The organism is Microbulbifer sp. A4B17 (genome assembly GCF_003076275.1).
GTDB lineage: Bacteria > Pseudomonadota > Gammaproteobacteria > Pseudomonadales > Cellvibrionaceae > Microbulbifer.
The window spans coordinates 4,354,781-4,380,122 of sequence record NZ_CP029064.1 but is presented as its reverse complement, the minus strand read 5'-3'; the positions used below and the strand labels follow the sequence as shown (position 1 = coordinate 4,380,122).

General features: G+C 48.7%; 19 protein-coding genes. 15 read left to right on the top strand and 4 right to left on the bottom strand.

Annotation, left to right across the window (positions count from 1 at the left end):
* Positions 1-407 precede the first annotated feature (407 nt).
* Genes BTJ40_RS19235 through BTJ40_RS19225 form a run of 3 tightly spaced genes read left to right on the top strand, consistent with a single transcriptional unit; the run spans position 408 to position 6,434 of the window.
* Positions 408-1,592 carry an HlyD family secretion protein gene (locus BTJ40_RS19235; protein WP_108734594.1) on the top strand — a complete coding sequence of 395 codons (1,185 nt, stop codon included), beginning with the start codon at positions 408-410 and terminating at the stop codon, positions 1,590-1,592.
* Between the two features lie 2 nt (positions 1,593-1,594).
* Positions 1,595-4,327 carry an ATP-binding cassette domain-containing protein gene (locus tag BTJ40_RS19230; protein ID WP_157954168.1) on the top strand — a complete coding sequence of 911 codons (2,733 nt, stop codon included), beginning with the start codon at positions 1,595-1,597 and terminating at the stop codon, positions 4,325-4,327.
* Positions 4,317-6,434 (top strand): ABC transporter ATP-binding protein, encoded by a 2,118-nt coding sequence (locus BTJ40_RS19225; RefSeq protein WP_108734592.1) that lies wholly within the window; start codon positions 4,317-4,319, stop codon positions 6,432-6,434. The genes BTJ40_RS19230 and BTJ40_RS19225 overlap by 11 nt, the downstream gene beginning before the upstream one ends.
* Before the next feature lie 2,328 nt (positions 6,435-8,762).
* Here the strand turns inward: BTJ40_RS19225 and ettA are convergent.
* Positions 8,763-10,427 carry an energy-dependent translational throttle protein EttA gene (gene ettA, locus BTJ40_RS19220; RefSeq protein WP_108734591.1) on the bottom strand — a complete coding sequence of 555 codons (1,665 nt, stop codon included), beginning with the start codon at positions 10,425-10,427 and terminating at the stop codon, positions 8,763-8,765.
* 180 nt (positions 10,428-10,607) lie between these two features.
* On the opposite strand from ettA, the gene BTJ40_RS19215 reads away from it, so the two are divergent.
* From BTJ40_RS19215 to fnr (BTJ40_RS19195), 5 genes are all read left to right on the top strand, one after another.
* A complete protein-coding gene (locus BTJ40_RS19215; RefSeq protein ID WP_108734590.1) occupies positions 10,608-11,714 on the top strand; it encodes an enoyl-CoA hydratase/isomerase family protein in 1,107 nt (368 codons plus the stop codon).
* A 72-nt stretch (positions 11,715-11,786) separates the two neighbouring features.
* Positions 11,787-12,692: a 3-hydroxyisobutyrate dehydrogenase gene (gene mmsB, locus BTJ40_RS19210; protein ID WP_108734589.1), complete on the top strand. Its 906-nt coding sequence runs from the start codon at positions 11,787-11,789 to the stop codon at positions 12,690-12,692.
* 397 nt (positions 12,693-13,089) lie between these two features.
* Positions 13,090-13,791 carry an OmpW family protein gene (locus tag BTJ40_RS19205; RefSeq protein ID WP_202862829.1) on the top strand — a complete coding sequence of 234 codons (702 nt, stop codon included), beginning with the start codon at positions 13,090-13,092 and terminating at the stop codon, positions 13,789-13,791.
* 123 nt (positions 13,792-13,914) lie between these two features.
* The gene (gene hemN, locus BTJ40_RS19200) at positions 13,915-15,297 is read left to right on the top strand and encodes an oxygen-independent coproporphyrinogen III oxidase (RefSeq protein ID WP_108734588.1); all 1,383 of its coding nucleotides are present in this window, start codon (positions 13,915-13,917) and stop codon (positions 15,295-15,297) included.
* Positions 15,298-15,367: 70 nt separating this feature from the next.
* Positions 15,368-16,096: a fumarate/nitrate reduction transcriptional regulator Fnr gene (fnr, locus tag BTJ40_RS19195; RefSeq protein ID WP_108734587.1), complete on the top strand. Its 729-nt coding sequence runs from the start codon at positions 15,368-15,370 to the stop codon at positions 16,094-16,096.
* Positions 16,097-16,148: 52 nt separating this feature from the next.
* On the opposite strand, the gene BTJ40_RS19190 is transcribed toward fnr (BTJ40_RS19195), so the two are convergent.
* Complete coding sequence (locus tag BTJ40_RS19190; protein ID WP_108734586.1) at positions 16,149-17,171, bottom strand: adenosine deaminase; 1,023 nt, start codon at positions 17,169-17,171, stop codon at positions 16,149-16,151.
* Positions 17,172-17,476: 305 nt separating this feature from the next.
* Between BTJ40_RS19190 and BTJ40_RS19185 the strand changes: the two genes are divergently transcribed.
* The 4 genes from BTJ40_RS19185 (at position 17,477) to BTJ40_RS19170 (ending at position 20,956) form a co-directional block, all read left to right on the top strand.
* The gene (locus tag BTJ40_RS19185; protein WP_108734585.1) at positions 17,477-18,343 is read left to right on the top strand and encodes an SDR family oxidoreductase; all 867 of its coding nucleotides are present in this window, start codon (positions 17,477-17,479) and stop codon (positions 18,341-18,343) included.
* A gap of 225 nt (positions 18,344-18,568) precedes the next feature.
* On the top strand, positions 18,569-19,300 hold the full coding sequence (fnr, locus tag BTJ40_RS19180; RefSeq protein ID WP_108734584.1) for a fumarate/nitrate reduction transcriptional regulator Fnr: 732 nt from the start codon (positions 18,569-18,571) through the stop codon (positions 19,298-19,300).
* 360 nt (positions 19,301-19,660) lie between these two features.
* Positions 19,661-19,840 (top strand): helix-turn-helix domain-containing protein, encoded by a 180-nt coding sequence (locus BTJ40_RS19175; RefSeq protein WP_304598635.1) that lies wholly within the window; start codon positions 19,661-19,663, stop codon positions 19,838-19,840.
* Positions 19,841-20,290: 450 nt separating this feature from the next.
* Positions 20,291-20,956 carry a putative adhesin gene (locus BTJ40_RS19170; protein ID WP_108734583.1) on the top strand — a complete coding sequence of 222 codons (666 nt, stop codon included), beginning with the start codon at positions 20,291-20,293 and terminating at the stop codon, positions 20,954-20,956.
* A gap of 67 nt (positions 20,957-21,023) precedes the next feature.
* On the opposite strand, the gene BTJ40_RS19165 is transcribed toward BTJ40_RS19170, so the two are convergent.
* Positions 21,024-21,467 carry an STAS/SEC14 domain-containing protein gene (locus BTJ40_RS19165; RefSeq protein ID WP_108734582.1) on the bottom strand — a complete coding sequence of 148 codons (444 nt, stop codon included), beginning with the start codon at positions 21,465-21,467 and terminating at the stop codon, positions 21,024-21,026.
* Between the two features lie 29 nt (positions 21,468-21,496).
* On the bottom strand, positions 21,497-22,072 hold the full coding sequence (locus BTJ40_RS19160) for a hemerythrin domain-containing protein (RefSeq protein ID WP_108734581.1): 576 nt from the start codon (positions 22,070-22,072) through the stop codon (positions 21,497-21,499).
* 479 nt (positions 22,073-22,551) lie between these two features.
* Between BTJ40_RS19160 and BTJ40_RS19155 the strand changes: the two genes are divergently transcribed.
* From BTJ40_RS19155 to glyA, 3 genes are all read left to right on the top strand, one after another.
* Positions 22,552-23,040: an outer membrane beta-barrel protein gene (locus BTJ40_RS19155; protein ID WP_108734580.1), complete on the top strand. Its 489-nt coding sequence runs from the start codon at positions 22,552-22,554 to the stop codon at positions 23,038-23,040.
* Positions 23,041-23,214: 174 nt separating this feature from the next.
* Positions 23,215-23,709 (top strand): porin family protein, encoded by a 495-nt coding sequence (locus tag BTJ40_RS19150; RefSeq protein WP_108734579.1) that lies wholly within the window; start codon positions 23,215-23,217, stop codon positions 23,707-23,709.
* A gap of 218 nt (positions 23,710-23,927) precedes the next feature.
* Complete coding sequence (glyA, locus tag BTJ40_RS19145; protein ID WP_108734578.1) at positions 23,928-25,196, top strand: serine hydroxymethyltransferase; 1,269 nt, start codon at positions 23,928-23,930, stop codon at positions 25,194-25,196.
* Positions 25,197-25,342 lie beyond the last annotated feature (146 nt).

Here is a 25,342-nt window from a genome sequence, read left to right as displayed (position 1 = left end):
TCTGGTTTCCATTTGTAGGCTGAATCTTTTGGAAGGAAAACTTATAATAAGCGAAGAGCGCTCCCATCCGAAAATTATATTTCTATGTGGCCTTGTACGAATCCAATATGAGGATATGGAGATATCTCTATATCTTGCTTCCTCTTGGCTGCTCCTAATAGAGAAGTTCAGAATGAATTGACAGCGGAAATATCAGAGGTTGTTCTGGGTAGTTTGTAAAGCATGGATTAAAAGTATGAAGTGATTGTTATTTACCGATAAATGAAGTATAGATTTTAATTGACTCCTCTATGTAAGAAATTTAAATTTAACACATCTAATTTTGAGCACTTAATTTACAATAATCTGCAAAAAATAAAGATTTGATTTTTTGCCTGCCCGGCAGGTCGACTAATAGGTTTAATGCATTGTCAACGCCTTTTTCTCATACTACCCGAGCTATTGCCTCAGACTCTATCCGCGCTTTGGTCGTTGTTACCTTGTTAGGATTTTTACTTCTGATTGCTTGGTTAATTTGGTTTTTTACGAAAGATATTACCATCTATAGCGTAAGTGATGATGCTAGGTTGGAGCAGGAGCAAAACACAATTCATGTGAGTACCCAGAGGATTGGTCGGGTGATCACTGTTGATGCTGAACTAGGTGATACCCTTGTGGCCGGGGATATCCTGGTACAACTTGATACGTCTGTACTTGATTTGAGTTTAAAGGGTGATACCAAAATATCTGAAAGTTTGAGGGACCAACTTGACTCTGTCCAGCGAGAGCGACGGTTGCTAGATAAAAAAATTGGCGAAGATGAAAAAGCCCTTAGCGATCAATTGAAGATACTGGAACAGAGGTACCAGCTTCAGGCTAGCAATCAAAAGATTCAAGCGGAGGTTGCCGATCGCTATGAGCGATTACTGGAGAAACAGCAAAGTTCAGAGTTGGATTACTTAGCTGCAAAGCGTACCTACCAGCAAATGGCAATGGCGACACTTAAAATACAAGCGGATATTCGTGCTCTGGAGGATCGAAGAGCACAGTTGATCAGTGAATATGAGTTGGAGGTGAGTACCCTCAAACAACGAAATCAAGATATAGATGGCAAGCTTGCAGAAGTAGATACCCGTATTCAACAAAGCCACCTAGCGGTGAGTGAGCAAAAATTGCGGGCACCAATCGCCGGGAAACTCGCCGCCCTTGCAGAAATTAGGGAGGGCGAGGTTCTTGCGGCGGGTCAACAAATAGCGACTATTCAGGCAGAGGGCCTTATCTCGATTCAGGCATTTTTTCCACCGGCGCTAGCCTTGGGACATATCCAGCCCGGGCAGCAGGCTCGGGTAAAACTGGATGGTTTTTCCTGGGCCCGATATGGACAACTGGAAGCGCGTGTGGAACGAGTGGCCAGTGCCGTTCAACAGGGTAAAGTCCTCGTACAGCTTTCTCTGCAAGGTGAAGTTCCACCTCACCTCCCGCTATTACATGATTTGCCAGCGCGGGTAGAAATTGCCACGGGTAAGAAGACACCTTATCAGCTGCTTTTACAGCGGGCAGGAGAAATACTCTCAGGTAAAGCTCCCAAAGATGTTATGGAGGAGGGAGCGTGATCTTGAAACAGAAATTACGCTGGTTGGTTCCTGAGGTAGTTCAAACCTCCAATATGGATTGTGGTCCGGCATCCTTAAAGTGCTTACTTGAAGGTTTTGGTGTAAGTACACACTACGGCCATTTGCGCGATGCCTGCCAGACGGATGTGGACGGTACTTCCATAAATACACTGGAGAAAATTGCAGTAGAGCTGGGATTGGACGCTGTTCAGATGGTGGTTCCTGTTGACCATCTATTATTGGATATTCCTGGTTACTTACCCGGGCTAGTTGTGGTGCGACTGCCTAACGGTAATACCCACTTTGTTGTAGCTTGGAGAAATCATTGCGGAATTGTACAAGTGATGGACCCAGCAAGCGGTAGGCGTTGGCCCAGTGCACGCCGTTTTTTGGATGAGTTGCACGTTCACACTGCTCGGATCCCTCCTCAGAGGTGGCGAAGCTGGGCCGGTAGTGACGACTTTATTGGGCCACTCAAAGAGCGTATCGCAGCACTTAAGGTCGGAAGTACTGTGGCCACCGCTCTATGTGAAAGAGCATTAAAGGATGAGAGTTGGCTCTCATTGGCTTTTCTTGATGCCTCCATTCGGATGCTTGTTTCACTGGTTATGTCTGGAGCAATAAAACGTGGGGCTGAAGTTAGTGGAATGTTGCGAAGGTTATCAGTTGAATTTTCTACAGATACCAGCCAAGGGTTTTCATTAGTACCGGAAAATTACTGGTGCGTGCGTCCATCCCACCCACGTGGAAGTGAGCTTGAAGAAAAAATTGAACTTGCTCCCGAGCTGCTGGAGTTCAGTGGTGCGGTCATCGTAAGTGTTAAAGGTGTACGTGATCTCAATGAAGTAGAGCCAAAATCGGAAGCGCTGTCGAGAGCTTTAAGTGAGCCGCCAGCTAAACCTCTCCAGCAGCTCTGGAGGTTTATGCGTGAAGATGGAGTAATTGCTCCACTTACTATTTTTATCGCTATGCTCGGATCGGTACTGGGATTAATGTTTGAAGCACTGCTTTTCCGCGGACTGATAGATATCCATAGTGAACTAGCGACAGAGGTACAACGAGCTGGTACGATTGGCCTGCTAATTGGCTTTATGGTTACTCTATTGCTATTGCAGTTTCCCACGGCAAAAGTTCAAATGATGATAGGGCGCCATTTGGAAAACCGTTTTCGTATGCGTTTTCTAGCTGCACTACCAAAAATACCCGATCACTTCTTTCAGAGTCGCCCCACGTCTGATACTGCCGAGCGCTCGCACCGCATTTCCACCTTGAGAGATTTACCTGTCCTTGGGACCAGTATTATTTTTAAGGTTTTTACTCTGTTGGCAACTGCAATGGGAATTATCTGGCTCGCACCTACCGCTGCGCCTTTAGTACTCATCATGGCTGTGTTGCAGGTTGCTGTACCTTTGATATTTCATCCAGTGCTCACTGATTACAGTATGCGAGTACAGACTCACGCCGGGGCTCTGGCTCGCTTTTATATGGATGCGCTACTGGGAGTAATACCAATTAGGGCTCACGGCGCCAGTGAGTCCGTTCAACGAGAGCATGAAAGCCTACTCACCGAGTGGATTAGAGCTGGTTATTCCTCATTACGCTTTCAACTCAATAGTCAGGCAGTGCAGCTATTAGTGAATTGTACCCTCAGTAGCGTGCTGGTGATTTATTGTGTTAATGCACGAGGGGCAAGTCCCGATCTGCTTTTGCTGATTTACTGGGTACTGGCACTACCACCACTGGGTGAAGAAATTTCGGGGCTGATGCGAAGTTATCCACGGCAGCGAAATTTCTTACTGAGAGCCCTCGAACCGCTGCAAGCAGTCACTGAGACTGATACAGATAAAAATTCCGCTGATAGTGTGGAATTTTCCCCGGCAAAACCAGTGGGAATCAAGTTTGAGAATGTCAGCGTTAATGCCAGCGGCCGCACTATTCTCAACGGGGTAAATCTGGAGATCAGCCCCGGCGAGCAAATTGCTGTGGTCGGGGCATCCGGCGCTGGCAAATCGAGCCTTGCCGGGGTATTGCTGGGGTGGCACAAACCGGCCAGTGGCCGTGTAATGCTCAACGGCGGAGAATTGAAGGGAGAATTACTGCATCGTTTTCGCCTTCACTGTGCCTGGGTTGATCCCGCAATTCAGTTGTGGAATAGCAGCCTTTTAGAGAACTTGAGTTACGGCAATAAGCCGGGAGCTCCCCTTTACCCCATTTTACAGCAAGCGGATTTACTCAAGCTGGTAGCAGCGCTACCGGAGGGGCTGCAAAGCCCGCTAGGCGAAAGTGGTGCCCTGGTCAGTGGTGGTGAAGGGCAGCGCGTACGTCTTGGGCGCGCACTTGGCCGCGAGGAAACTGCTTGTGTGATTCTGGATGAACCGTTCAGGGGTCTTGATCGCCAACAGCGGCAGCGCCTGATGAACCGGGTACGGGAGGTTTGGCAGGGGGTCACCCTGATCTGTATTACCCACGATATCAGCGAAACCCGGGACTTTCCTCGTGTTTTGGTCGTGGGCGATGGTTGCATTATTGAAGATGGTAAGCCCAGTGAGCTTCAAGCCCAGGGCGACACGCGCTATGCGCAGCTACTGGCAGCTGAAAGCAGTCTTTGGCAAGAGTGTTGGCAGAGTAGCAGTTGGCGTCACTTGCGCATGGCCAGCGGCCAATTGACAGAAGTGCAAGGAGTTTCTGGGGCGACACCAGCCTCCCGGTTTACGGAGGTTGCCAGTGAGCAGTAAAGAATTAATGCCCTATTGCTGGCCAGTGTCGCAGCTGGAGGCTGCTTTACAAGCGTTGGCAAAATACAGCGGCTTGGAGCCTGAGGTAGCGGAGCGCAAATCCCTTGGAAGCGCCCTGGAGTTGAATGCCAGGTTGCAGGCAGGTGCCGAAGCTTTAGACTTGCAAGTGGAGCAGGTGAGTTGTAGCTATCCAGAGCTCGAAACCATGCTGTTGGGAGCCGCCCCTGCACTGTTGCGGGTTCGCTTTCCCGAGGGGGAATATTTTATAGCACTGTGTGGTGGCAGGGGGCATAAGTTACAGCTGCTCACACCGGCATTGCACCTGGAGAAAGTTTGCCTAGAGTTGGTAATTCAGCAGCTGGCTTGCGAGCTTGAAGGGCCCCAGCGCGAGCGTATCGAACAATTGCTGGATAGCGCACACATTCAAGGGCGTCGCCGCAGGACAGCCATGACTGCTCTGCTGCGGGAGAATCTTGCCAGCGTACGCTTGGATGATTTCTGGCTATTGCGTCAATCCAATCACCGGTCTTTCCGCTTACAGCTTCGCCAGCGTGGGCTGTATTGGCGCTTTGCCGCCATGCTTGTGTGTCACAGTGCCCAGATGGCTATTTTTCTGTGCGGCTGGTGGGTGATAGGTAGGGCTGTGCTCGAGGGCCATATTGATACCGGCTGGCTATCTGCCTGGGTATTGTTGATGGTGACTCAGGTTCCCCTATCCCTGCTCACAGCCCGGCTGCGCGGTGTGGTCTCCGTTGAGACCGGCGTACTCCTGAAACAGCGATTGCTCGCCAGCGCGCTGCGCGTCATTCCCAGTCGTATTCGCCATATGGGTTCGGGTCAGGTATTGGGCAGGGTTTACGATGCGGAGAATATAGAAGCCAGTGCATTACAGGGTGCCTTTTTATTATTGCTCGGCGTTGTAGAACTGTTAATTGCAGCCTCAATTTTACTGATGGGAGCTGGTGGCCTTATCTATGCAGCAGTTTTGCCCCTATTTTTAGCGGTTGCATTTTTTCTGGGGCGGGCACAGTACTACGGACGCAAAGAGTGGACAGCACAGCGCCTGTCAATGACCCACCGTCTGATTGAGAAAATGATCGGCCACCGCACCCGGCTCGCGCAGCAGGCACCCGGCGAGTGGCACCGGGGCGAAGACAGTGAGTTAAATGACTACCTGGAAAGTTCTTCTCACATGGATAATACCATGGCGCGTTTGCAGGCTTTTTTGCCGCGCCTGTGGTTACTTTTAGGGATCGTGGGGCTGGCCCCAATATTTATTAGCGACAGTGCCAGTAGCACCCAACTCGCAATTGCCTTCGGGAGCATGTTGTTGGGATATCGCGCAGTTTTAAAGTGTATGAATGGCTTTACCAGCGCCTTAAGTGCTGCAGTTTCCTGGGAAAAAGTACGTGAATTATTTTCCCTGGAAGATAGCCACTTAAGGGGCAGTGCCGGTTCGGCAATGGTAGCGTCGGCGGGCCAGAAAAGCTCTTCACAGCCTCTGTGTTATTTACGCGATATCCGTTTTACCTACGAGGGAAAAAATCAAGCGGTGTTGGCGGGTTGTAATCTCAGTATTTATCCCGGTGACCGGCTTTTGCTGCAGGGCGCTTCCGGTTCAGGGAAATCCACTTTGGCGAATGTCCTCACCGGTATCCAGAAACCGGATGATGGCCTGTTGCTGCTTAATGGCTACGACCGCGCAAGTATTGGTGCCGAATCTTGGCGCAGGATGGTCGCTTCAGCTCCGCAATTTCATGAAAATCATGTGTTGGGAGATTCATTTCTTTTTAATTTATTGATGGGAGATCAGTGGCCACCTCGCCGTGAGAGCTTGCGCAGGGCTTATGCAATCTGCGATGAGTTGGGGTTGACCCCATTATTGGAAAAAATGCCTGCGGGAATTTTACAAACGGTTGGTGAGATGGGATGGCAGCTATCTCACGGCGAGATGAGCCGTTTATTTATCGCTCGTGCACTCTTGCAAAATGCTGAGTTAGTGGTGCTGGATGAAAGTTTTGCGGCACTTGATCCGGAGAATCTACGGGTGGCGGTAGCTTGTGTGCAGGAGCATGCGAAAACCCTAATGGTTATTGCTCACCCATAGTTGATTACAATATAGAAAAAATTTATGAGTCTTGATTTCAAGTAATAACTGGAACTTTTTCATACTGCAAGCAGATTTTTTGCAGCTCTATAAAAAACTTATTCGTTGATATTTTATTCAGGTTCGCTCTTGGACTAATATTCAGGCGATCCATTACAAATTGAACCTACTTGTCTGTTACTTTATTAAAGATGGTATCCCTTGGGGAATACTGTTGAATGACTCCATTAGTATTTTTATTGATGCCCCTATTCCAGAATAATTATGGGGAAGGAAAATAAATATCGGTTTCTAAGCCTTCTATAATCGTTTCATGATCAGGGCCTTCAAGATCATCATTGAATGATAGTTGTTTTTATTTTATCTTTGATACACACCATATGATTAACCATTGCTTCAGCCAATAAGTCTGATCACTTACCTGTCAATCGAACAATAATAGAAATAACGTCTTGCGTTCGCCCATCGTCAGCAAAGCTCCGCCAGGCCCCTTGCCTATAAAAGTGTCACCTTCCCTTTCACCTATCCGATTCATTAGGTCAACAACAATTGCACAATTATCTATGTTCACACTTTTTTTGATTTTTCGTGCCTATCATGCTTTCCATAACACTTGCGAAAGGGCTTTGATGTAATCCTAAGCTATTTGTATAAATCTCCATAAATAGATCGGCTGATAGATCATTTCGTGTTGTCATGATACATCTGTATGTCTCTTTAATTAGCTTGCTGAGGAATTAATTCTTTCCAAGTTAGAGTGTCTATTTTTGCCACACACCATCGGTTATTTTCTGTGCCTCATATGCTTGCAGGCGCCTAAGATCCGTAAGCTTCTGTGCTTACCCTGAGTAATATCCTCGCAAATCTTTATTGCGTTGCAGCTATCGGCTGGTCGTCAAGGGATGCCTTTCCAACAATTTTTCTATTTCTTTCTGAGAGTGTCCACTTTTTCATAGGCTTTAATCTGGTATCGTTCATTCTTGCTCAGTTGCTGGTAGCTCATCGTGTTTTTCTCTTGGCCTGGAGGGATGCTGACACCCCTCTTACCAATTGCATTTATTATCCGAAACCAAGGCTTGTATTGAATGCCACTCGATCGCCCCTAAATTGGAGACGAATAGGAATTTGGGTCAATTGCTATAAGAAACATGGTTGAAAATTTTGTTTGCTTCTTAAATACGATTGCTGGGAGAGTGGAAGGGTTGCGGATAGGATAGTCAGCAAAGAGTTCCTATAATTTTGACGCTGACCAAACATTGCACTTAACCAAGAAAAGGCCATCATATAATTTAAGATGACTTCAGAGAGCTTACCGAAAGTAAAAGTAGTTAGAGATTGAAAAAATCAAGTTAGCGTACCCGCCTTCATTACCCTCCTAGTTCATCGTGCTTGAATGTGGTACAGGAAGGGTTTCTAAACTAGGGTATAGAGCGCCTTACCTGAAAGTATTTATGACTGTTTTGGAGCTGAAGTCAGGGCTGAAAAAACTTTTAAAGTTCACAACACTGTAGCTTCAAGTCATTTAAAACAATGAGGTCTGCCAGTAAAAGAATGGCTTCAGTAGCAAAAGCATATTGTTCGATACAAAATTAACCGAATGAACCAGTAGATCATAATGATCTCCCTAAAGGCAATCTTAAAGCTGTTACAATCTAATAGGTACTATAGTTCCTGCTGGGTAAGTAATTAGTTGAGCTTGGAGTATTCACTGTATTAAATTAAGTAACATCAGGTTGTCCAAGTGCATCGTATTTTAGTCTACTAAAAGAATTGTCTACAATGAGAAGGGAATATTAGAAAATTATCATTTTTGTGATGAGCTTAAGTTAAAAATATTGTGTGGTAAACACTAACTCAAATCAAAGTGGATGGTTTTACTCTACGAAGAGTAAGGTGTGCTATTTATGTCATACGTACCACTTTGGTGAAAAGTAATGTTGATTGTTTAAGAATGCAGCCCATAACCACTTTTTCTGGATTTTTAAGTCGTACTTTGAGTTGTTTTCGATGCCATGAAAGAGACTTTAGTTGTGACCACTCCCCCATAATTGTTGAGTATTTATGGTGTATTGTGCTGTAATCGGGTTAAGCTTATCGCTATCCAATAATCTAATGAGATTTTTTTGGATATTTGTTGAAAAAATTATACGACAGGAGATTTATATGAACATTGAAACTGATATTTCTGCAGGTCCTGATGGTGCATTTGATCCGCCGCGTGCTCAAGCTTAAGGTCTCGTATAAATTTATAAGAGCTCATAAAATAAGCTTGTATTTTTACTTTCTAAATAAAAAAGCCCGCTTACGCGGGCTTTTTTATTATCAAAATCAAGTCTTAAGCTTCTTATAATGCATGCGATGCGGTGTTGCATCCTCACCTTTGCGCTGCACAAAGTCCTCGTGGTACTCGGTGTAGTTACCCTCAAAGAATACCGCTTCACTCTCACCCTCATAGGCGAGGATATGGGTGGCAACGCGGTCCAAGAACCAGCGATCGTGCGAGATTACCAGGGCGCAACCGGGGAAGTTGAGCAGGGCTTCTTCCAGGGCGCGCAGGGTTTCGATATCCAGATCGTTGGAGGGTTCGTCCAGCAGCAGTACGTTGGCGCCCTGCTTGAGGGTATAGGCCAGGTGCAGGCGTCCGCGTTCACCACCGGAGAGTTCGCCTACGCGCTTCTGCTGGTCACTGCCCTTGAAGTTAAAGCGGCCAACATAGTTGCGCGAGCCCACTTCGTAGTTGTTGATCTTGAGCATATCGTGGCCGTCTGAGATGGCTTCCCATACGGTCTTGCTGTCATCCAGGTTTTCACGGCCCTGTTCAACGTAGGCGACCTTAACGGTTTCACCGGTCTTGATCTCGCCGGAGTCCGGCTGCTCGGTGCCGCTGATCATACGGAACAGGGTGGACTTACCGGCACCGTTACCGCCGACGATACCTACTATTGCGCCCTTGGGCACGCGGAAAGACAGGTTGTCGATCAGCAGGCGCTCGCCGAAGCCTTTGCTCACACCTTTAAACTCAATCACATTGTCGCCGAGACGCTCGCCGGGCGGAATGTAGATTTCGTTGGTCTCGTTGCGGGCCTGGAAGTCCTGGGACTGCATTTCTTCCAGGCGGGACAAACGGGCCTTGTTTTTGGACTGACGGCCCTTGGGATTTTGGCGGGCCCACTCGAGTTCCTTTTGCATGGCTTTGGCGCGAGCCTGTTCGCCGCGCTGCTCTTGCTCCAGACGTTTTTCTTTCTGTTCCAGCCAAGTGGTGTAGTTGCCTTCCCAGGGGATGCCGTGGCCGCGGTCCAGTTCCAGAATCCAGCCGGCAACATTGTCGAGGAAGTAGCGATCGTGGGTGATGGCTACCACAGTGCCGGTGAAATCGTGCAGGAAGCGCTCCAGCCAGAATACGGATTCCGCATCCAGGTGGTTGGTGGGTTCGTCGAGAAGCAGCATATCCGGGCGGGACAGCAGCAGGCGGCACAGGGCCACACGGCGTTTTTCACCGCCGGACAGATTGTTGACGTCCGCATCCCAGGGCGGCAGGCGCAGTGCGTCTGCGGCAACTTCCAGGCGGTGCTCCAGGTTGTGGGCGTCCCAGGCCTGGATAATGTCTTCGAACTGTTGCTGTTTCTTGGCCAGGGCATCGAAGTCCGCGTCGGGCTCGGCGTAATCGGCGTAGACCTGCTCCAGGCCGGCGAGGGCGTCGATGGCTTCGCGTACACCGTCCTCTACGTTGCCGCGCACGGTCTTGCTGGCATCGAGTTGCGGTTCCTGGGGCAGGTAGCCGACCTTGATGCCGGGCATTGCGCGGGCTTCGCCGTTAAAGTCCTGGTCGACCCCAGCCATAATGCGCAGCAGGGTGGATTTACCTGCGCCGTTGAGACCGAGTACGCCGATCTTGGCGCCGGGGAAGAAGGAGAGGGAGATGTCCTTGAGGATCTCGCGCTTGGGGGGCACTACTTTGCCCACCCGGTTCATGGTGTATACGTATTCGGCCATTTGGGGTTCCGTAATGGGTGTTGGAATCGGTCAGATTTTGCGCGCAACTTATCAGTTTGCGTAAAAAGTGCAACCGGGCATGTCTGTGGTAGCCCGCTGTACTCGCGTGTGGCTGACGTCAAATGTGATCTGTGTTTAACTGCGACACTATCTAGTACAAGAGCTATAAGACGAATAAAAATGGATCAGGATTCCCCGGTGTTGTTTTCCCGGCGCGGCGCCCTGGCGATCGCGACACTAAACCTCCCCAAGGCTCTCAATGCCTTAAATTCACCCATGATCGACCTGTTGTCGGCCCAGTTGGACCGCTGGGCTGAAGATACTGAAGTGGCAGCAGTCTGGATCGATGGCAGTGGCGAAAAGGCGCTGTGCGCCGGAGGCGATGTGGTGGCGCTGTATCAGGAGTCCGCCGCCTATGGTGAGACACCGGACTACGGCTTCACCACCGACTTCTTCTCCCGCGAATATCGCCTGGACTACCAGATTCACACTTACGCCAAGCCCGTCGTGGTGTGGGGCGGTGGCTTCGTGATGGGGGGCGGTATCGGCATTATGGCGGGAGCCAGCCACCGGATTGTGACCGAAACCACTCGCATGGCAATGCCGGAGATTACGATTGGTTTGTTTCCCGATGTGGGGGGCAGCTGGTTCCTGAATCGTATGCCCGGGCGCCTTGGGCTTTTCCTGGGGCTGACCGGTGCGCAGTTTAATGGCGCCGATGCCCTGTTTGCCGGTATGGCGGATCGCATAATCGGTCAGGACCAGCGGGAATCAGTCTTGTCTGCGTTAGCGGGGCTCAGTTTTGGTGAAAACCTGGAAGCCAATCACCAGTTAATTAGCAATTGCCTTAAATCCCTGGAGCTGCCCCTTCTGGAGCGGCCTGAGTCTGCTCTGCGAGAGCATTATGACCAAATCCAGCAACTTACCGATTTTGCCACCTTACCAGAAGTTTGTGCCGCCATCAGCGCTTACCAGGGTGTGGATAAATGGTTGCAGCGGGCAGCTGCCACTTTGGCGGGTGGCTCTCCGCTGACACCCTGGATTGTGTGGGAGCAATTACAGCGGGCTCGACACCTGTCCCTGGCGGATATTTATCGCATGGAGTTAGCACTCGCGGTAAATCTCTGTGCCAGCGGCCACTTTAAGGAAGGGGTGCGGGCGCTGTTGATTGATAAAGACCGTGAACCCCAGTGGCAACCTGGCAGCTTGGAACAGATTACACCTGCGCAGGTGGAAAGCTGCTTTGAGGGACCCTGGGGCGGTGAGCACCCGCTGGCCGACCTGTAGAGATCGTATTTACCGAGCGTCCCGGGCTGTTAATCGCCGGGGATACCAACAACAAAATAGGGAGTGGCTTTTATGGAAAAGATAGCCTTTTTTGGTCTGGGTAATATGGGTGGCCCCATGGCTGCCAACTTGGCGAAGGCCGGCTATACCGTAGCGGCATTTGATTTGAGCCCTGTTGCTCTGGAACAGGCACAGCAAGACGGCTGCCTGCCCTGTGATAGTGCCCAACAGGCTGTTGAGGGCGCGGATATCGTAATTTCCATGCTGCCCAGTGGCAACGCGGTGAAAGGGCTCTACCTGGGAGAGGCTGGGCTGTTGCAGCAACTCCCGGCCAATAACCTGATTATCGACTGTTCGACTATCTCCGCAGAGGATGCCTGCCTGGTCAGCCAGGCTGCCGAGGAGCATGGGTTGAGAGCGATAGATGCTCCGGTATCCGGTGGTACAGCTGCTGCACAGGCGGGGACGCTTTGCTTTATGTGCGGCGGGGATGAAGCGGCATTCAACGCAGCGCGGGCCCCGCTGCAGGTTATGGGCAGCAAGATATTTCACGCCGGTGCTGCCGGTGCCGGGCAGGTGGCAAAGATTTGCAACAATCTTTTGCTTGCAATCCATATGACCGGTACCGCAGAAGCTTTGCAACTGGGAGTGGATAAGGGGCTGGATGCCAAGGTACTGAGCGATATTATGCGGGAAAGTTCGGGTAATAATTGGTCCCTGGCTAACTACAATCCCTACCCGGGCACTATGGAGAGCGTGCCTTCGGCAAAGGGCTATGCCGGTGGTTTCAGTGTGGCATTGATGCTTAAGGACCTGGGACTAGCTATGGATGCCGCCTCAACCAGTGCATCTTCTACTCCGATGGGAGCCCTGGCGAAAAATCTTTTCCAACTGCATGGCGCCAGTGAGGAAAACCAGCAACTGGATTTCTCCAGTATTCAGAATATGTTCCGGCGTCCGGCGGGTAGCCTTACTTAGAGCTTGTTTAAAGGTCCTGCACCACAGTCTGGCAATGTCGGCAGTGGTGCAATTTTGGCCTGTTTTGTTTGCCCTCAATCCTGTCGCCTAAAGAAAAAATTTGCGGTAGTTCTCAATTTGGCAAGATCGTGTCAAATACCATTGAGTGCTAGGTTCCCTCGGACTTTCTGAGCCGCTATCTTCCCCGCCCCTTCCCGGAAACGGGTCTCCCTTAAACAGCGCAATTATCTTGCTGCTGCACATTCCAATGGATTTTTTTCCAGGTAATTCGGCAGCTTGATTTGGATCAAGCAGTCTCAGGCAGTCAGCGAGTAACCTGTCCGCGACTTGTGATTGTGCCTGGAGGGGGGCCCTTCCTGAGTCGGGAAAAATGCCTAATCGCTTTATGGAGAAGTTAATGAATCGTATAACTGCTTGTGCGACAGCCGCTTTGACCGCCGTACTTTCTGCACCCGTACTGGCCTATGAACAAGGCAGTTTTATTCTGCGTGGTGGCATGGCCACTGTAGCACCCGATACCAGTTCCAGCGCACTGTCCCTGAATGGGGGAAGCATTCCCCAGACAGGCGTTGACGTTGATGATGGCTCCGCTCTGGGTCTTACCGGCGTATACATGTTCCGCGACCACTGGGGCCTTGAGCTGGTTGCTGCGACACCGTTCAGCCATGATATCGAAGTTGTAGGCCAGGGTCTGGGGGGCAGCTTCAACCTGGGTGAAACCAAGCACCTGCCGCCGACTCTGCTGGTTCAGTGGTATCCGATGGAGCCGCAGTCCAACATTCAGCCGTATGTTGGCCTGGGTGTGAACTACACCGCTTTCTTTGATGAAGAAATCAGCAGCACCGCCGATAGCGCTTTCGAAGGCCTTGGCGCCACCGGTGATGCAGAACTGTCCCTGGACAATTCATTTGGCCTGGCAGCAGAAGCCGGTATCGATTTTACCTTCGGTGCCGATCAACGCTGGCTGTTCAATATGTCTGTGTTTTGGATGGACATCGAGACCGACGCCAAAGTCAAAGTACCTGGCCTGGGTGAGGTGACTGCCAATGTGGATATTGATCCGCTGGTTTACATGGCTGGTCTGGGCTACCGCTTCTAAAAGGTAGCAATAAATAGGTCTGGGGTAGAGCAGTCACTGTGGTTTTCTGGTCGAAGACCCGGTGGCTGCTTTTTTGTTTGTGTCGGATTTCCAAGCAAACTACCGAACGAGGTGTGAATGAATATGAAGCAAGAGATTAAAAGCCCCGTGGGAGGGCTGTCTGAAGAACTCTTATCCCGTTATAGCGGACCCTGCCCGCGCTACACCTCGTATCCTACCGCCGATCGTTTTCACACATTAAATGGAATTGAGCCCTGGGCAGCACTGCAGGATATTCGCAGCTTGTCCCTTTATGTTCATATTCCTTTTTGCCGTTCCCTTTGTTACTTCTGTGCCTGTAATAAAGTAATTACTCATCAGTATGGCTTGGCTTCCAGTTACCTGGACCATCTATTGCAAGAAGCTCAATGGTACCGGGATAAAGTGGCTGATGTCCCTGTTACCCAATTGCATTTGGGCGGTGGCACACCGACTTTCTTAAGTGACGGCGATATGCGCCGTTTAATGGGGGGGCTGGCCGAAGTTTTTGATTTGCGACCAGGCGACGGGGTCGAATACAGTATTGAAGCCGATCCACGTACCCTTGAATTAGAGACCCTGGATACCCTGCGAGAACTGGGTTTCAACCGTTTGAGCCTGGGGGTGCAGGATTTCGATATCGAAGTGCAGCGCTCAATTAATCGTATCTGCAGTGCCGACCAGGTCACTGAGCTGACCGTAGCTGCGCGTGAGCGCGGATTTGAATCTATTTCCTACGATCTGATTTACGGACTACCCAAGCAGGGCCTGAACAGCTTGCACCGCACTTTGGATAAAGTGCTGGAGCTGCAACCGGACCGTATAGCTCTCTATCATTATGCACACCTGCCACACCGGTTTAAGGCCCAGCGCCTGATTGATACTGATTTAATCCCTTCAGCCTCAGAAAAGGTGGCGATGCAGCTGGCGGCTGTAGAGCATCTGGGTAAGGCGGGGTATGAATTTTTGGGGATGGATCACTTTGCCCGCCCTGGGGATGAACTGGCTAAGGCAGCCCATGCCGGTATGTTGCAGCGCAACTTCCAGGGCTACACCCTGATGCCGGCAGATGCTTTGGTCGGCCTGGGGGCATCGGCGATCAGCTACAGTCGCGATGGCTACTGGCAAAATTTACATCGCTTAAAGGAATATACTCAGGCGATTGGAGAAGGGAAATCTGCAGCCTGCCGGGGCTGGTTAATGGATGATGAAGATCGTTTGCGCCAGTGGGTTATTAGTGAATTAATGTGTCGTTTGCGCCTGGATAAAAACCTTGTTGAGCAGCGCATAGGTGCATCCTTTGAGGAATATTTTGCTGAGGAATTAGCGCGCTTACAGCCTATGTTTGACGATGGTCTAATTTATCAGGATAACCAAAATATTATTGTTACAGAGGAAGGTCGTTGGTTTGTGAGAAATGTTGCCGCTGCATTTGATATGTATTTGCACAGTCAACAAACAGATGCGAAATATTCACGTGTTCTATAGCTACCGGCAGGAGACTAACGGCTCGACAGCCGTTACAATTGCGGCAAATTAGTTTACCGACCGGTTTAGTATGATGGATTCCTCTACAGCTGTTAGTTGCGGCAACTGTTCAGTCAGGCGTTTGTGCTTGCCTGCGGGTTTGTGTCAGTCTGATATTGATCGGCTAGAGCAGATCACGCGTCGAAAGAAAATAATTAAAGCGGGGGAGACCCTTTACAGAGCTGGCGATCCATTTGCCAATCTCTACGCAATTCGCTCAGGTAGTTTTAAAACTGTGGTGATTGCTGCAGATGGTGACACTCAGGTCACTCACTTCGCTTTACCTGGGGAACTGCTCGGTCTGGACGCCTACAGTACACGGGTACACCCGAGTTATGCGGAAGCATTGGAGGACAGCAGTGTTTGTCTGTTGCCTTTTACTCAATTGGAAATTTTGGCCCAGCAGGTGACAGCCCTACAGCAGCAGATTTACAGCATTTTTTCTGAAGAATTACGCCAGGAAAACGATATTTTAATGTTGTTGGGTAAGCGCTCTGCTGATACTCGTTTGGCGGCTCTTCTGATTAATATTTCCAGCCGTTATGCTCGCCGTGGATACTCTCACAGTGCATTTGTTTTATCGATGCCGCGCACTGATATCGCCAATTATCTAGGTTTGACAGCGGAAACTGTCAGCCGGCTTTTCTCGCGTTTTCAGCGAGAAAAATTAATTAAGGTGAGTGGCCGATCAGTTGAGATTATTAATTTAATTGAACTCAGTGAGCTTGCGGGTACTCACTGTGGTTATGATGAAGACTGAATCTTAAAATAGTGTCCTGGCTTTATGGTCAGTCAGGACACTACCCAATCCACTAAACTTCAGCAACCGTTTCGATTGCTGATATTGCCTCCGCCCATTTTTCTTTATCTGCCTCTGGAATGTAGCTCGCTTTGAAACTATTCAGGGCCAGTTTTTTCGCCTGCTCTTTGGTCATGCCCAGACTTTCGCTAAGGGCTAGGTAGTTTTTGTTCACGTAACCGCCAAAATAAGCGGGATCGTCTGCATTAACTGTTACACATAAGCCTTGCTCAAGGAGTGACAGAATTGGGTGCTGGCTCATGTCGTCGTAAACACAGAGCGCTGTATTGGATAGGGGACAAACGGTCAGAGGTATATTTTCTTTCTTTAAACGCTCAATGAGTGCTAAGTCCTCAACGCAGCGAACACCGTGGTCGATACGGCTCACATCCAATAGATCAAGAGCTTCTAGGATATATTCTGCAGGTCCTTCTTCACCTGCGTGGGCCACTCTCTCCAGCCCCAGCTCTTTGGCCATAGCAAAGACCTTTTGAAATTTACTTGGGGGGTGCCCCAGTTCGGAGGAATCCAGCCCCACACCTTTAATTAAATCCATATGGGGCTTTGCCGCTTCCAGTGTGGCGATTGCCTCCCCCTCACTCAGGTGGCGTAGAAAGCACAAAATCAGATGGCTGCTGATTCCCCATTCATCCTCAGCATCCCGCAGTGCGCTGTTAATACCGTTGATGACGACACCGATATCAATGCCTCTCTCCGTGTGGGTTTGAGGGTCAAAGAAAATCTCTGTGTGGACAACATTGTCTTCGCGGCAGCGCTTGAGGTAGGCCATGGTTAAATCATAAAAATCCTGCTCGTGAATCAGGACCGACGCACCCTGGTAATAGATATCGAGAAATGACTGCAGGTTGTGAAACTTGTACGCTGCTTTGATTTCCTCAATGCTTGAGAAAGGAATTTCAATATTGTTGCGCTTGCTTAACTCGAACATTAGCTCTGGTTCTAGTGAGCCCTCAATATGGAGGTGAAGCTCGGCTTTGGGCAGTGCCTTTAAAAAGTTCAAATCGGCAATGGACATACAAATACCTTGTTACGGGGCTATCTTTAAACGTGAGTGCGCCAATGGCTAATCACCATTTCTGCACACTGGAACCTTGTTTGGGTGGTGAATGGGGGCTTATGGTATCAGGTTACCCTCTCCGAGAATCTAGCTATCATGGCTTATTTTGCCGGCCATTCTGACTGGAAAGTCCCTAAATATAACTCCGCCCCTTAGCCACCAAACAAAATACACCAATTGGTTTACTTCCTGCGCCTTAAATATATACTAAACTGACTAGTTTACATTTTGGGTTTTTGTCGACTGATAATGAGGAGAGGGCGATGACTAAAGTAGCGCTGATTACCGGGACTTCCACTGGACTGGGACAGAGCTTGGCGCTGGAAATGGCCAGGCAGGGGTTTACGGTTTACGCCACCATGAGAGATCTCTCCAAGGCCGGTCAGCTGACAACTGCTGCTCCTCCGGGGGCTGCTATCGAAGTAATGAAGCTGGATGTAACAGCCCCTGACAGTATCCAACATTGCGTGGATACCATTATCCAGGATGCAGGGCGGATCGATATATTGATCAACAATGCCGGAGCGGGTTTTGTAAAGACCACCGAGCATGCCAGTGAACAAGAGGTTCACTGGGTAACCGATGTGAATTATCTCGGCGTAGTGCGTTGTACCAAAGCGGTTCTGCCGCATATGCGCAAGGCTCGCAGTGGTCACGTAATCAATATTTCATCGGTAGGTGGGTTGGTGGGACAGCCATTTAATGAGCTGTACTGTGCAGCCAAATTTGCTGTAGAAGGCTATACGGAAGCTCTGGCAAGTTATGTAACACCGGCTTTTAACATTAACTTTACCGCTGTTGAGCCTGGAGGCATTCACTCTGAATTTGCCAACAATTTGCTTACGCAGTTGGAGCAGAGCCAAGGGTATCCCGAAGATGAATACCAGTCGGTCTTCGATCAGTATATCGTCGGAATGAGATCGCGGAGCCCAGAGCAGACAGAAGAAATATATCAAACCGCTGATCAGGTGGCAGCCGTAGTTTTACAAGTTGTGCAGGCTGAGGAGCCACCAATTCGGGTCAGGACATCCCCTTGGGCCAATAAGTTTTGTAACTTTAAGACCGGCCTGGATAAGGATGGGAAAAAGCAACAAAAACAGGTGATAGAAAGCTTTTTACCTAACCTGTAAAATTATATTTTTCAGAGGGAAAATTTATCATTTATTTACAAGGTAAAACCTATATTCCATTTTAATTGTTTTGCTTTGTGGTTGATCAATTGGTCACGTATTGGACCGTTTGCGATTTTATAAAGTTAACTCGCTAAGGTGAGTCAGGCGTAAAAATAGTGAAAATACCGTTTCATATGCGAGGCTAACAATATAATAGAAAAGAGTTCCTTTGGTTGATTCGCTATGACCAAGGCCCCCGTGGCTGTAAGTTGCAGTAACTGTTCAGTCAAGCGCTTGTGTTTGCCTGCAGGGCTATTACAGGCCGATATTGATCGACTTGAGCGTGTTACCCGTAAAAAGAAAATGTTTAAAGCGGGTGAAACTTTGTACCGCGCAGGCGACACCTTCCAAAACCTGTTCGCGATTCGGTCCGGAAGTGTCAAAACGGTGGTCATTGCTGCGGATGGTGATACCCAGATAACCCATTTTGCCCTTCCCGGTGAGCTTCTAGGGCTCGATGCCTATAGCTGTCGCGTCCACCCCACTTATGCAGAGGCGCTTGAAGACAGCAGTGTGTGTCTACTTCCATTTGATCAGCTGGAAACCCTCGCTCAGGAAGTCCCTACTTTACAGCAGCAAATTTATAGCATTTTCTCTGAAGAGTTACGTCAGGAAAATGAAATCCTGATGCTGTTGGGTAAGCGTTCAGCGGATGCGCGTCTCGCTGCATTACTGATTAATATTTCGAGTCGATATGCTTGTCGAGGCTATTCGCCCCGTGAGTTTGTTCTGTCAATGCCAAGAACGGATATTGCTAACTATCTCGGATTAACGGCAGAAACAATAAGTCGCTTATTTTCCCGCTTTCAGCGAGAGGGGTTGATAACAGTTAGCGGTAGGATTGTTGAAATTCTTGACCTGCTGGCATTAAGTGACTTAGCGGGAACTCATTGTGGCTATGAGGAAGGAGGCTAGGTTCTTCTACTGATCATTTATTGGCTGTCCTTTAATCCGGATGTATTCGTTGAATAGTCTGTGAGTTTTTGATCCTTTTAAGGTGCAATCTGATTATTTATCTTCCTGCCAGTTATTTTGGCCATAAATGCTGCGAATATTGCCGCTAGAAAGTTGAACGGTAGTGCTATTTAGATGGGCATTTCTATAATAATTTTTAAATTTACCTATTTTTTTCGAAGTTTTAATCGAAGGCTTTTACTCGCTAGTCAGTATTTTTTTTCGGAATTGATTTTACATTCGCTAGATAAGCCCTGGCAGGTCGTAGTAGCCTTTTCTATATGGCGCCAATTAGGGGGAGTCAAATAATGAAAATTTTCAATGCCGCGAATAGATATTGCCAACTACCTGGGATTGACAGCTGAAACTGTAAGCCGCTTGTTTTCCCGGTTTCAACGCGAAGGATTGATAAGGGTTTGTGGCAGAACAGTAGAAATCTTGGATTTATTAGCTCTGAGTGAATTGGCTGGAACTCACTGTGGCTATGAGAGTGATCAATAGCGGTTCCTGATTCACAGTTTCCTGTGACATAAACAGATTGGAATATCTCGTTACTCTGATGTACTGAACTCGGTCTTATATGTTGTGATCCCTCAATGCTGCTTCTTTGGCCTTGAAAGAGTGCTACGAAGCTTCTCTTTCCTGGTGCCGTCTCAGGGGATTGGCCGTCGTTGATTGATCTGCTCGCGGCAGTTTGGCCAATAGTGTGACTACTATTGCCGATTTAACGGCATCTTTATCAACTAACCCCTTTTTTACAAAGATACAAGAAACCTTGTTTTCCATTGTTTTCTCTGGCATCGAGAAAAGATTGGCATTTCTTTCCACAATTATTTTTTCTGTTAACGGATATTGGAGTATCCGCAAGTGTCCAAGTAGTCATAGTAGCCTCTCAGATGTCTTGCCAAGATAGGTTGCATAACAAATCGTAAATAAGAGGAAATGGATTCCATGCCTGTCAAAGAACTGGATTTAGTGAAAATATTTTCGGCAGAGGGGACTCAGGTAGGTGAGGCCCCGAACTTGGTTATTTCTGCTCATGGTGCTACGACCAAGCAGATTTTTTATACTAAGGGACATGGTGGAGATAATCTTTTCTTTTTCTCACCGCATGGGTATTCACTTAATGACCCTGGGGTTGACAGCGTCTTAAGCGGCCATGCCAAGTACCATGAGTGGATTGGAAAGGGCAAGGTTTGTCATAACTATACCTTGAGCAAGTATCAAGGCTATCACGGTACAATGACCGGGCAGATTCTCGGTCGTATCACCCGTCCTTTTATCAAGGGAGAGAGCTATTCCGATATGCAAAGCGCTATTGATAAGGCGCACAGCCATAATCAAATGGTGAGTAACCTTGACCCGAATAACCCTATGCATCAACCCTTTATAGCAGCGACAGGTATCAAACCGGTAATGACGGCCGATTTGTTGACGATCCGCAACAGGGTGAGAATGGACGATCCAACCTTGGTGGATGTTCTGAATATTTTGCATAGAAACAAATTGCACTATGAGAATATTTACTGTTCTTTCTGTCGCAGTGAAGTGAGTTTCAAGAATTTTGTAATTGGTACTCCCTCGTGGAACAGTAAGAACCAGAGCGTAAGTACTTGATAATATTCAATTGCCAACTTTGGGGCAAAAAAAGGGGGGCGGAAACGCCCCCTTAATCCACTACTTATCAGGAGTGTGTGGAGAAAGCTAATTCCTTTTCAGATTCCCTGTGACCAATATCCCTCTTCCTTGTTTCCTGTAGCCAGTCCATGGCCTCTTGTTGCTGTTTGAAATAGCGGACTTCACCGCTGACAAACCAGCTCCCGACTTTTGTGGCTATTTGCTGCCACTCCTCATCCCCAAGTACAGCGATATGTGAGAATTCGTTGCCATGCTTTAACGCCAGCTTGAACTCGTCCCAGACCGCGTGCATCCCCCAGCCTTCGAAATCCCTGAGATCAATAAGCAATTGAACCTGGGGTTTTTTTACCCCTCCTAGAGCATATTCCAAAAGTGGCGCTATATGCTCATAATCCTCATGTGTCAGCTGGCCAATAGCCTTAATATAAAGGAAAAAATCATCGTTTATGCGTTCCATGCCAATGGATATACCGTGACGTTTAAACTGCATTATCATTTCCTCCCTGATTTTATCTAGATCTAAGCTAATGCCAGTGCGGGCATCTGAGTTTGCGTGAGACTTTCATGCAGTGACTCATAGATTTTTCTCGTTGCCCTGTCAAAATACTTGCAGCTTAATTCGCTTGCCTGTTTCTGAATGTAGATCCAATCAGTAGTTCCCAAATATTGCTCAATCTGCGGAAATATTGATTTGTTCTCCAGGTCCATGTGATTACGCTGTAGCTTAAGATAGGTATTGCAAGCTTCCTGCAGTACTCTCCGCTCAACAGTCGCATCATTAGCAATAGCATAAAATAGTGCGCACATATGTTTTGTAGTCGCTGCTATTTTTTCATGCTGCATTTGCGCCTCATAAATTGATTCTCTATCGTGGATCGGTTTAGTTAATAACCGAGAAAATATTAAATCTTCTATCGGGTGGTGATACCGATCCGGGTATACCGATAAATAATCCAAGGCATCGAGGATCAACGATAAGGTACTGGGATCGCGGTCGCCGCAGCCAAAAAGATCCAAGAGCAGCCGTTCAAAAGCATTGAGTAGCTCTTGCATATGTTTGTGGTCACAGCACAGTTGTCGGTAGATGGTATTCATCCCAGACCTCCGCGATTTGTCGATGGGCCTATTGTTGCCATATGCACAAGCGCAAAGTTGATTTGGATCAAGTGAGGGGGACTTAATGGGACGCTAGGTAGAATTTACCGCTACCTACATAGGGTAAGGGAGACCTATCACTTTGTGGGTGGCTCGGCTACACCTTTGAAGTCCAAGTCCATAGCTGATCTGTGCTCCGATGTATTTGACCACAAAGTAAATAATACCTATTTTCAGAAAACCCTTTCTTCAGTTTTTCCACAAGTACGCTCTTCTGTCGGACTTGGGTAAGGGTATGTCTGGTTCTTCCTATTTCAATAATTTTCGATGATGTGTTGTTGCACATGCTGAATAGCTGCGCTTTTGCCTGTTGTTCTAGTGGTTTAACGGAGCCTTAGGGTGAGTGTTGGCATAAATTTATTTTGGGTTGCTCTATTTATGTGCGGGCACAAAGCGAATAAAACCAGGCTGGAGTGTTTATGAGAAAAATTAGAGTGTGTATTGGTTTGCTGGCGTTCCTTGCTTCAGCTGGTGTAATTGCTGAGGGGGCTTATTGGGGGAGTGTGGCAGGGATGGCGGATTTTGACTTTAAGGGAGTGGATAATCCTCTCAATCTGGGTTTACGTGCAGGTTATGTTCGCGCCTCGGGTTTTGGCGTAGAGGTCGAATATACGAGTTCTGTGTTAAGTGGTGAAACTGAGGTTTATGGTCGGGATGTAGATGTTGAGCTCAACACCTTTGCAACCTATGCGACATATAGAACTGAAGGAGACTGGTATCTGAAAGGGCGTCTAGGTGTTCTTTATGAGGATGTAACCGTCGGCAGTGATAGCAGTGATGATTTGGGTATCAGCTTGGGAGCGGGCATTGGTTACAACCTGAGCGATGCTTATCGCTTGGAGTTTGAATACACGGTGTTAGAGAGAGATGTCAGCTTTTGGTCTGGAGGATTCAGCTTGAGATTTTAATTAGCCCCTCCCGGTTCGCCCCGGCTTTTGGCCGGTGGCGACACTTCCCCTTAGTAAATTCCGCAAAAACTTTTGACTCCAATCGCAACATGTCTAAGTGAACACTTGTGCCAGTTACTCTTACCCCTATAATCCCTGCCCTTTGACCGGTCTTCGAGATGTAAGGAGAAGATAATGAGCTTTAATCTCAAGGCGATGGCTGTAGCTACTGCTTTGCTCTGTTCCGCTACTGTCCAGGCGCAAGGTGCGTATGTTGGTGGTGTTTTCGGTGTTATGGATGTTGATGCCGCAGGCGATAGTCCTTTTAATGCGGGCGTTCGCGCCGGTTATACCTGGGGTTCTGGCTGGGGATTTGAAGCAGAAGTCACTGACTCTGTTATTGAGGGTGAGTACGACCTTTACTGGTACGACTATAACTACTCTCTGACCACTCAGGCTGTTTACGCTACTTATCGGACCCAGGGGGATATTTATCTCAAGGGGCGTATCGGCTACCTGCACGAGGAGTTGGAGGTAGATGACTGGGGCAGCGACTATTCAGATAGTGGAGCATCTGCAGGGTTTGGAGCGGGCTTTAAGCTGACTGATAAGGCAGCTTTGGAACTGGATTACACATTTATTGAATCTGATGTGGATTATTGGTCCGGCTCTGTAGTGTACAAATTCTGATCGTTTTTTTGGGGAAGGCGTGGTGATCTATCACGTCTTCACATTTGCGCATTCTTACTGCCCTTGGTGTACAATGCGCGCCTTTCTAAAATGCCCAGAATGCATTGAGCAGTAGGGCCATCCCATACTGGGAGCCTTTGGTCCTACTCAAAAGCCTGGGCACTGTGGTATCGAGTTTCACAAGCCTCTACTCAAGCCCGCTTTACCGAGGGAACACCATGTTTGATTCATCTGTCACTTTAGCTTCTTATGACCCGGAAATTTGGGAAGCCATTCAGGAGGAAGACTCTCGTCAGGAAGACCATATCGAGTTAATTGCCTCTGAGAACTACACCAGCCCAATGGTGATGGAAGCTCAGGGCAGCAGCCTGACCAATAAGTACGCTGAAGGCTATCCGGGCAAGCGCTACTACGGCGGTTGTGAGTATGTGGATAAAGTGGAAACCCTGGCCATTGAGCGCGCTAAGGAGCTGTTTGGTGCGGACTACGCCAATGTGCAGCCGCACTCAGGATCACAGGCTAATGCGGCTGTTTACCAGGCGCTCTGCGCCCCGGGTGACACTGTACTGGGTATGAGCCTTGCCCACGGTGGCCACCTTACCCACGGTGCCCGCGTTAACTTTTCCGGCAAGATCTACAATGCAGTACAGTACGGCCTGAACCCGGAAACTGGCGAAGTGGATTACGAGGAAGTTGAGCGCCTGGCGCTTGAGCACAAGCCGAAGATGATCGTGGCTGGTTTCTCTGCCTATAGCCGAGTGATGGATTGGGCGCGTTTCCGCGAGATCGCTGACAAAGTGGGTGCTTACCTGTTTGTGGATATGGCTCACATTGCGGGCCTGGTTGCCGCTGGTGAGTATCCCTCCCCAATCTCCCACGCCGATGTTGTGACTTCTACTACTCACAAAACCCTGCGCGGCCCCCGCGGCGGTATCATCCTGGCGCGCGCCAACGAAGAAATTGAGAAGAAGCTCAACTCCGCCGTATTCCCCGGTGGTCAGGGTGGCCCGCTGATGCATGTGATCGCGGCGAAAGCGGTTTCTTTCAAAGAGGCCATGACCCCTGAATACAAGGCCTACCAGAAGAAGGTTGTGGAAAATGCCCGCGCAATGGCGGAGACCTTCCTCGATCGAGGCATCAACATTGTATCCGGTGGGACCGATGATCACCTGATGCTGGTTGACCTGATTGGCAAAGAGTACACCGGTAAGGATGCGGATGAAGCCCTGGGTAACGCCAACATCACCGTTAATAAGAACGCGGTACCCAATGACCCGCGCTCTCCTTTCATTACCAGCGGCCTGCGTGTCGGTACCCCGGCAATCACCACTCGCGGCTTTGGTGTAAAGGAAACCCAACAGCTCACTCACTGGATCTGCGACGTGCTGGACGCACTGGAGAAAGGTGATGTTGAAGCCACTATCGCCGATGTGAAGCAGAAGGTTCTGGGTATTTGCGCAGAGTTTCCTGTGTATAAAAAAGGCTGATCAGCACTGCTGACAAAAAAGCGGCTCATAGAGCCGCTTTTTTTATGTGTCCCTGTTGAATTTGCGTTGCACTGTGGCTGTGCGTGCTGCGGTCACACAGTGCAACGGCTGTGGTAAACTGCGGCCCATTTTCCATTCCGGGGATA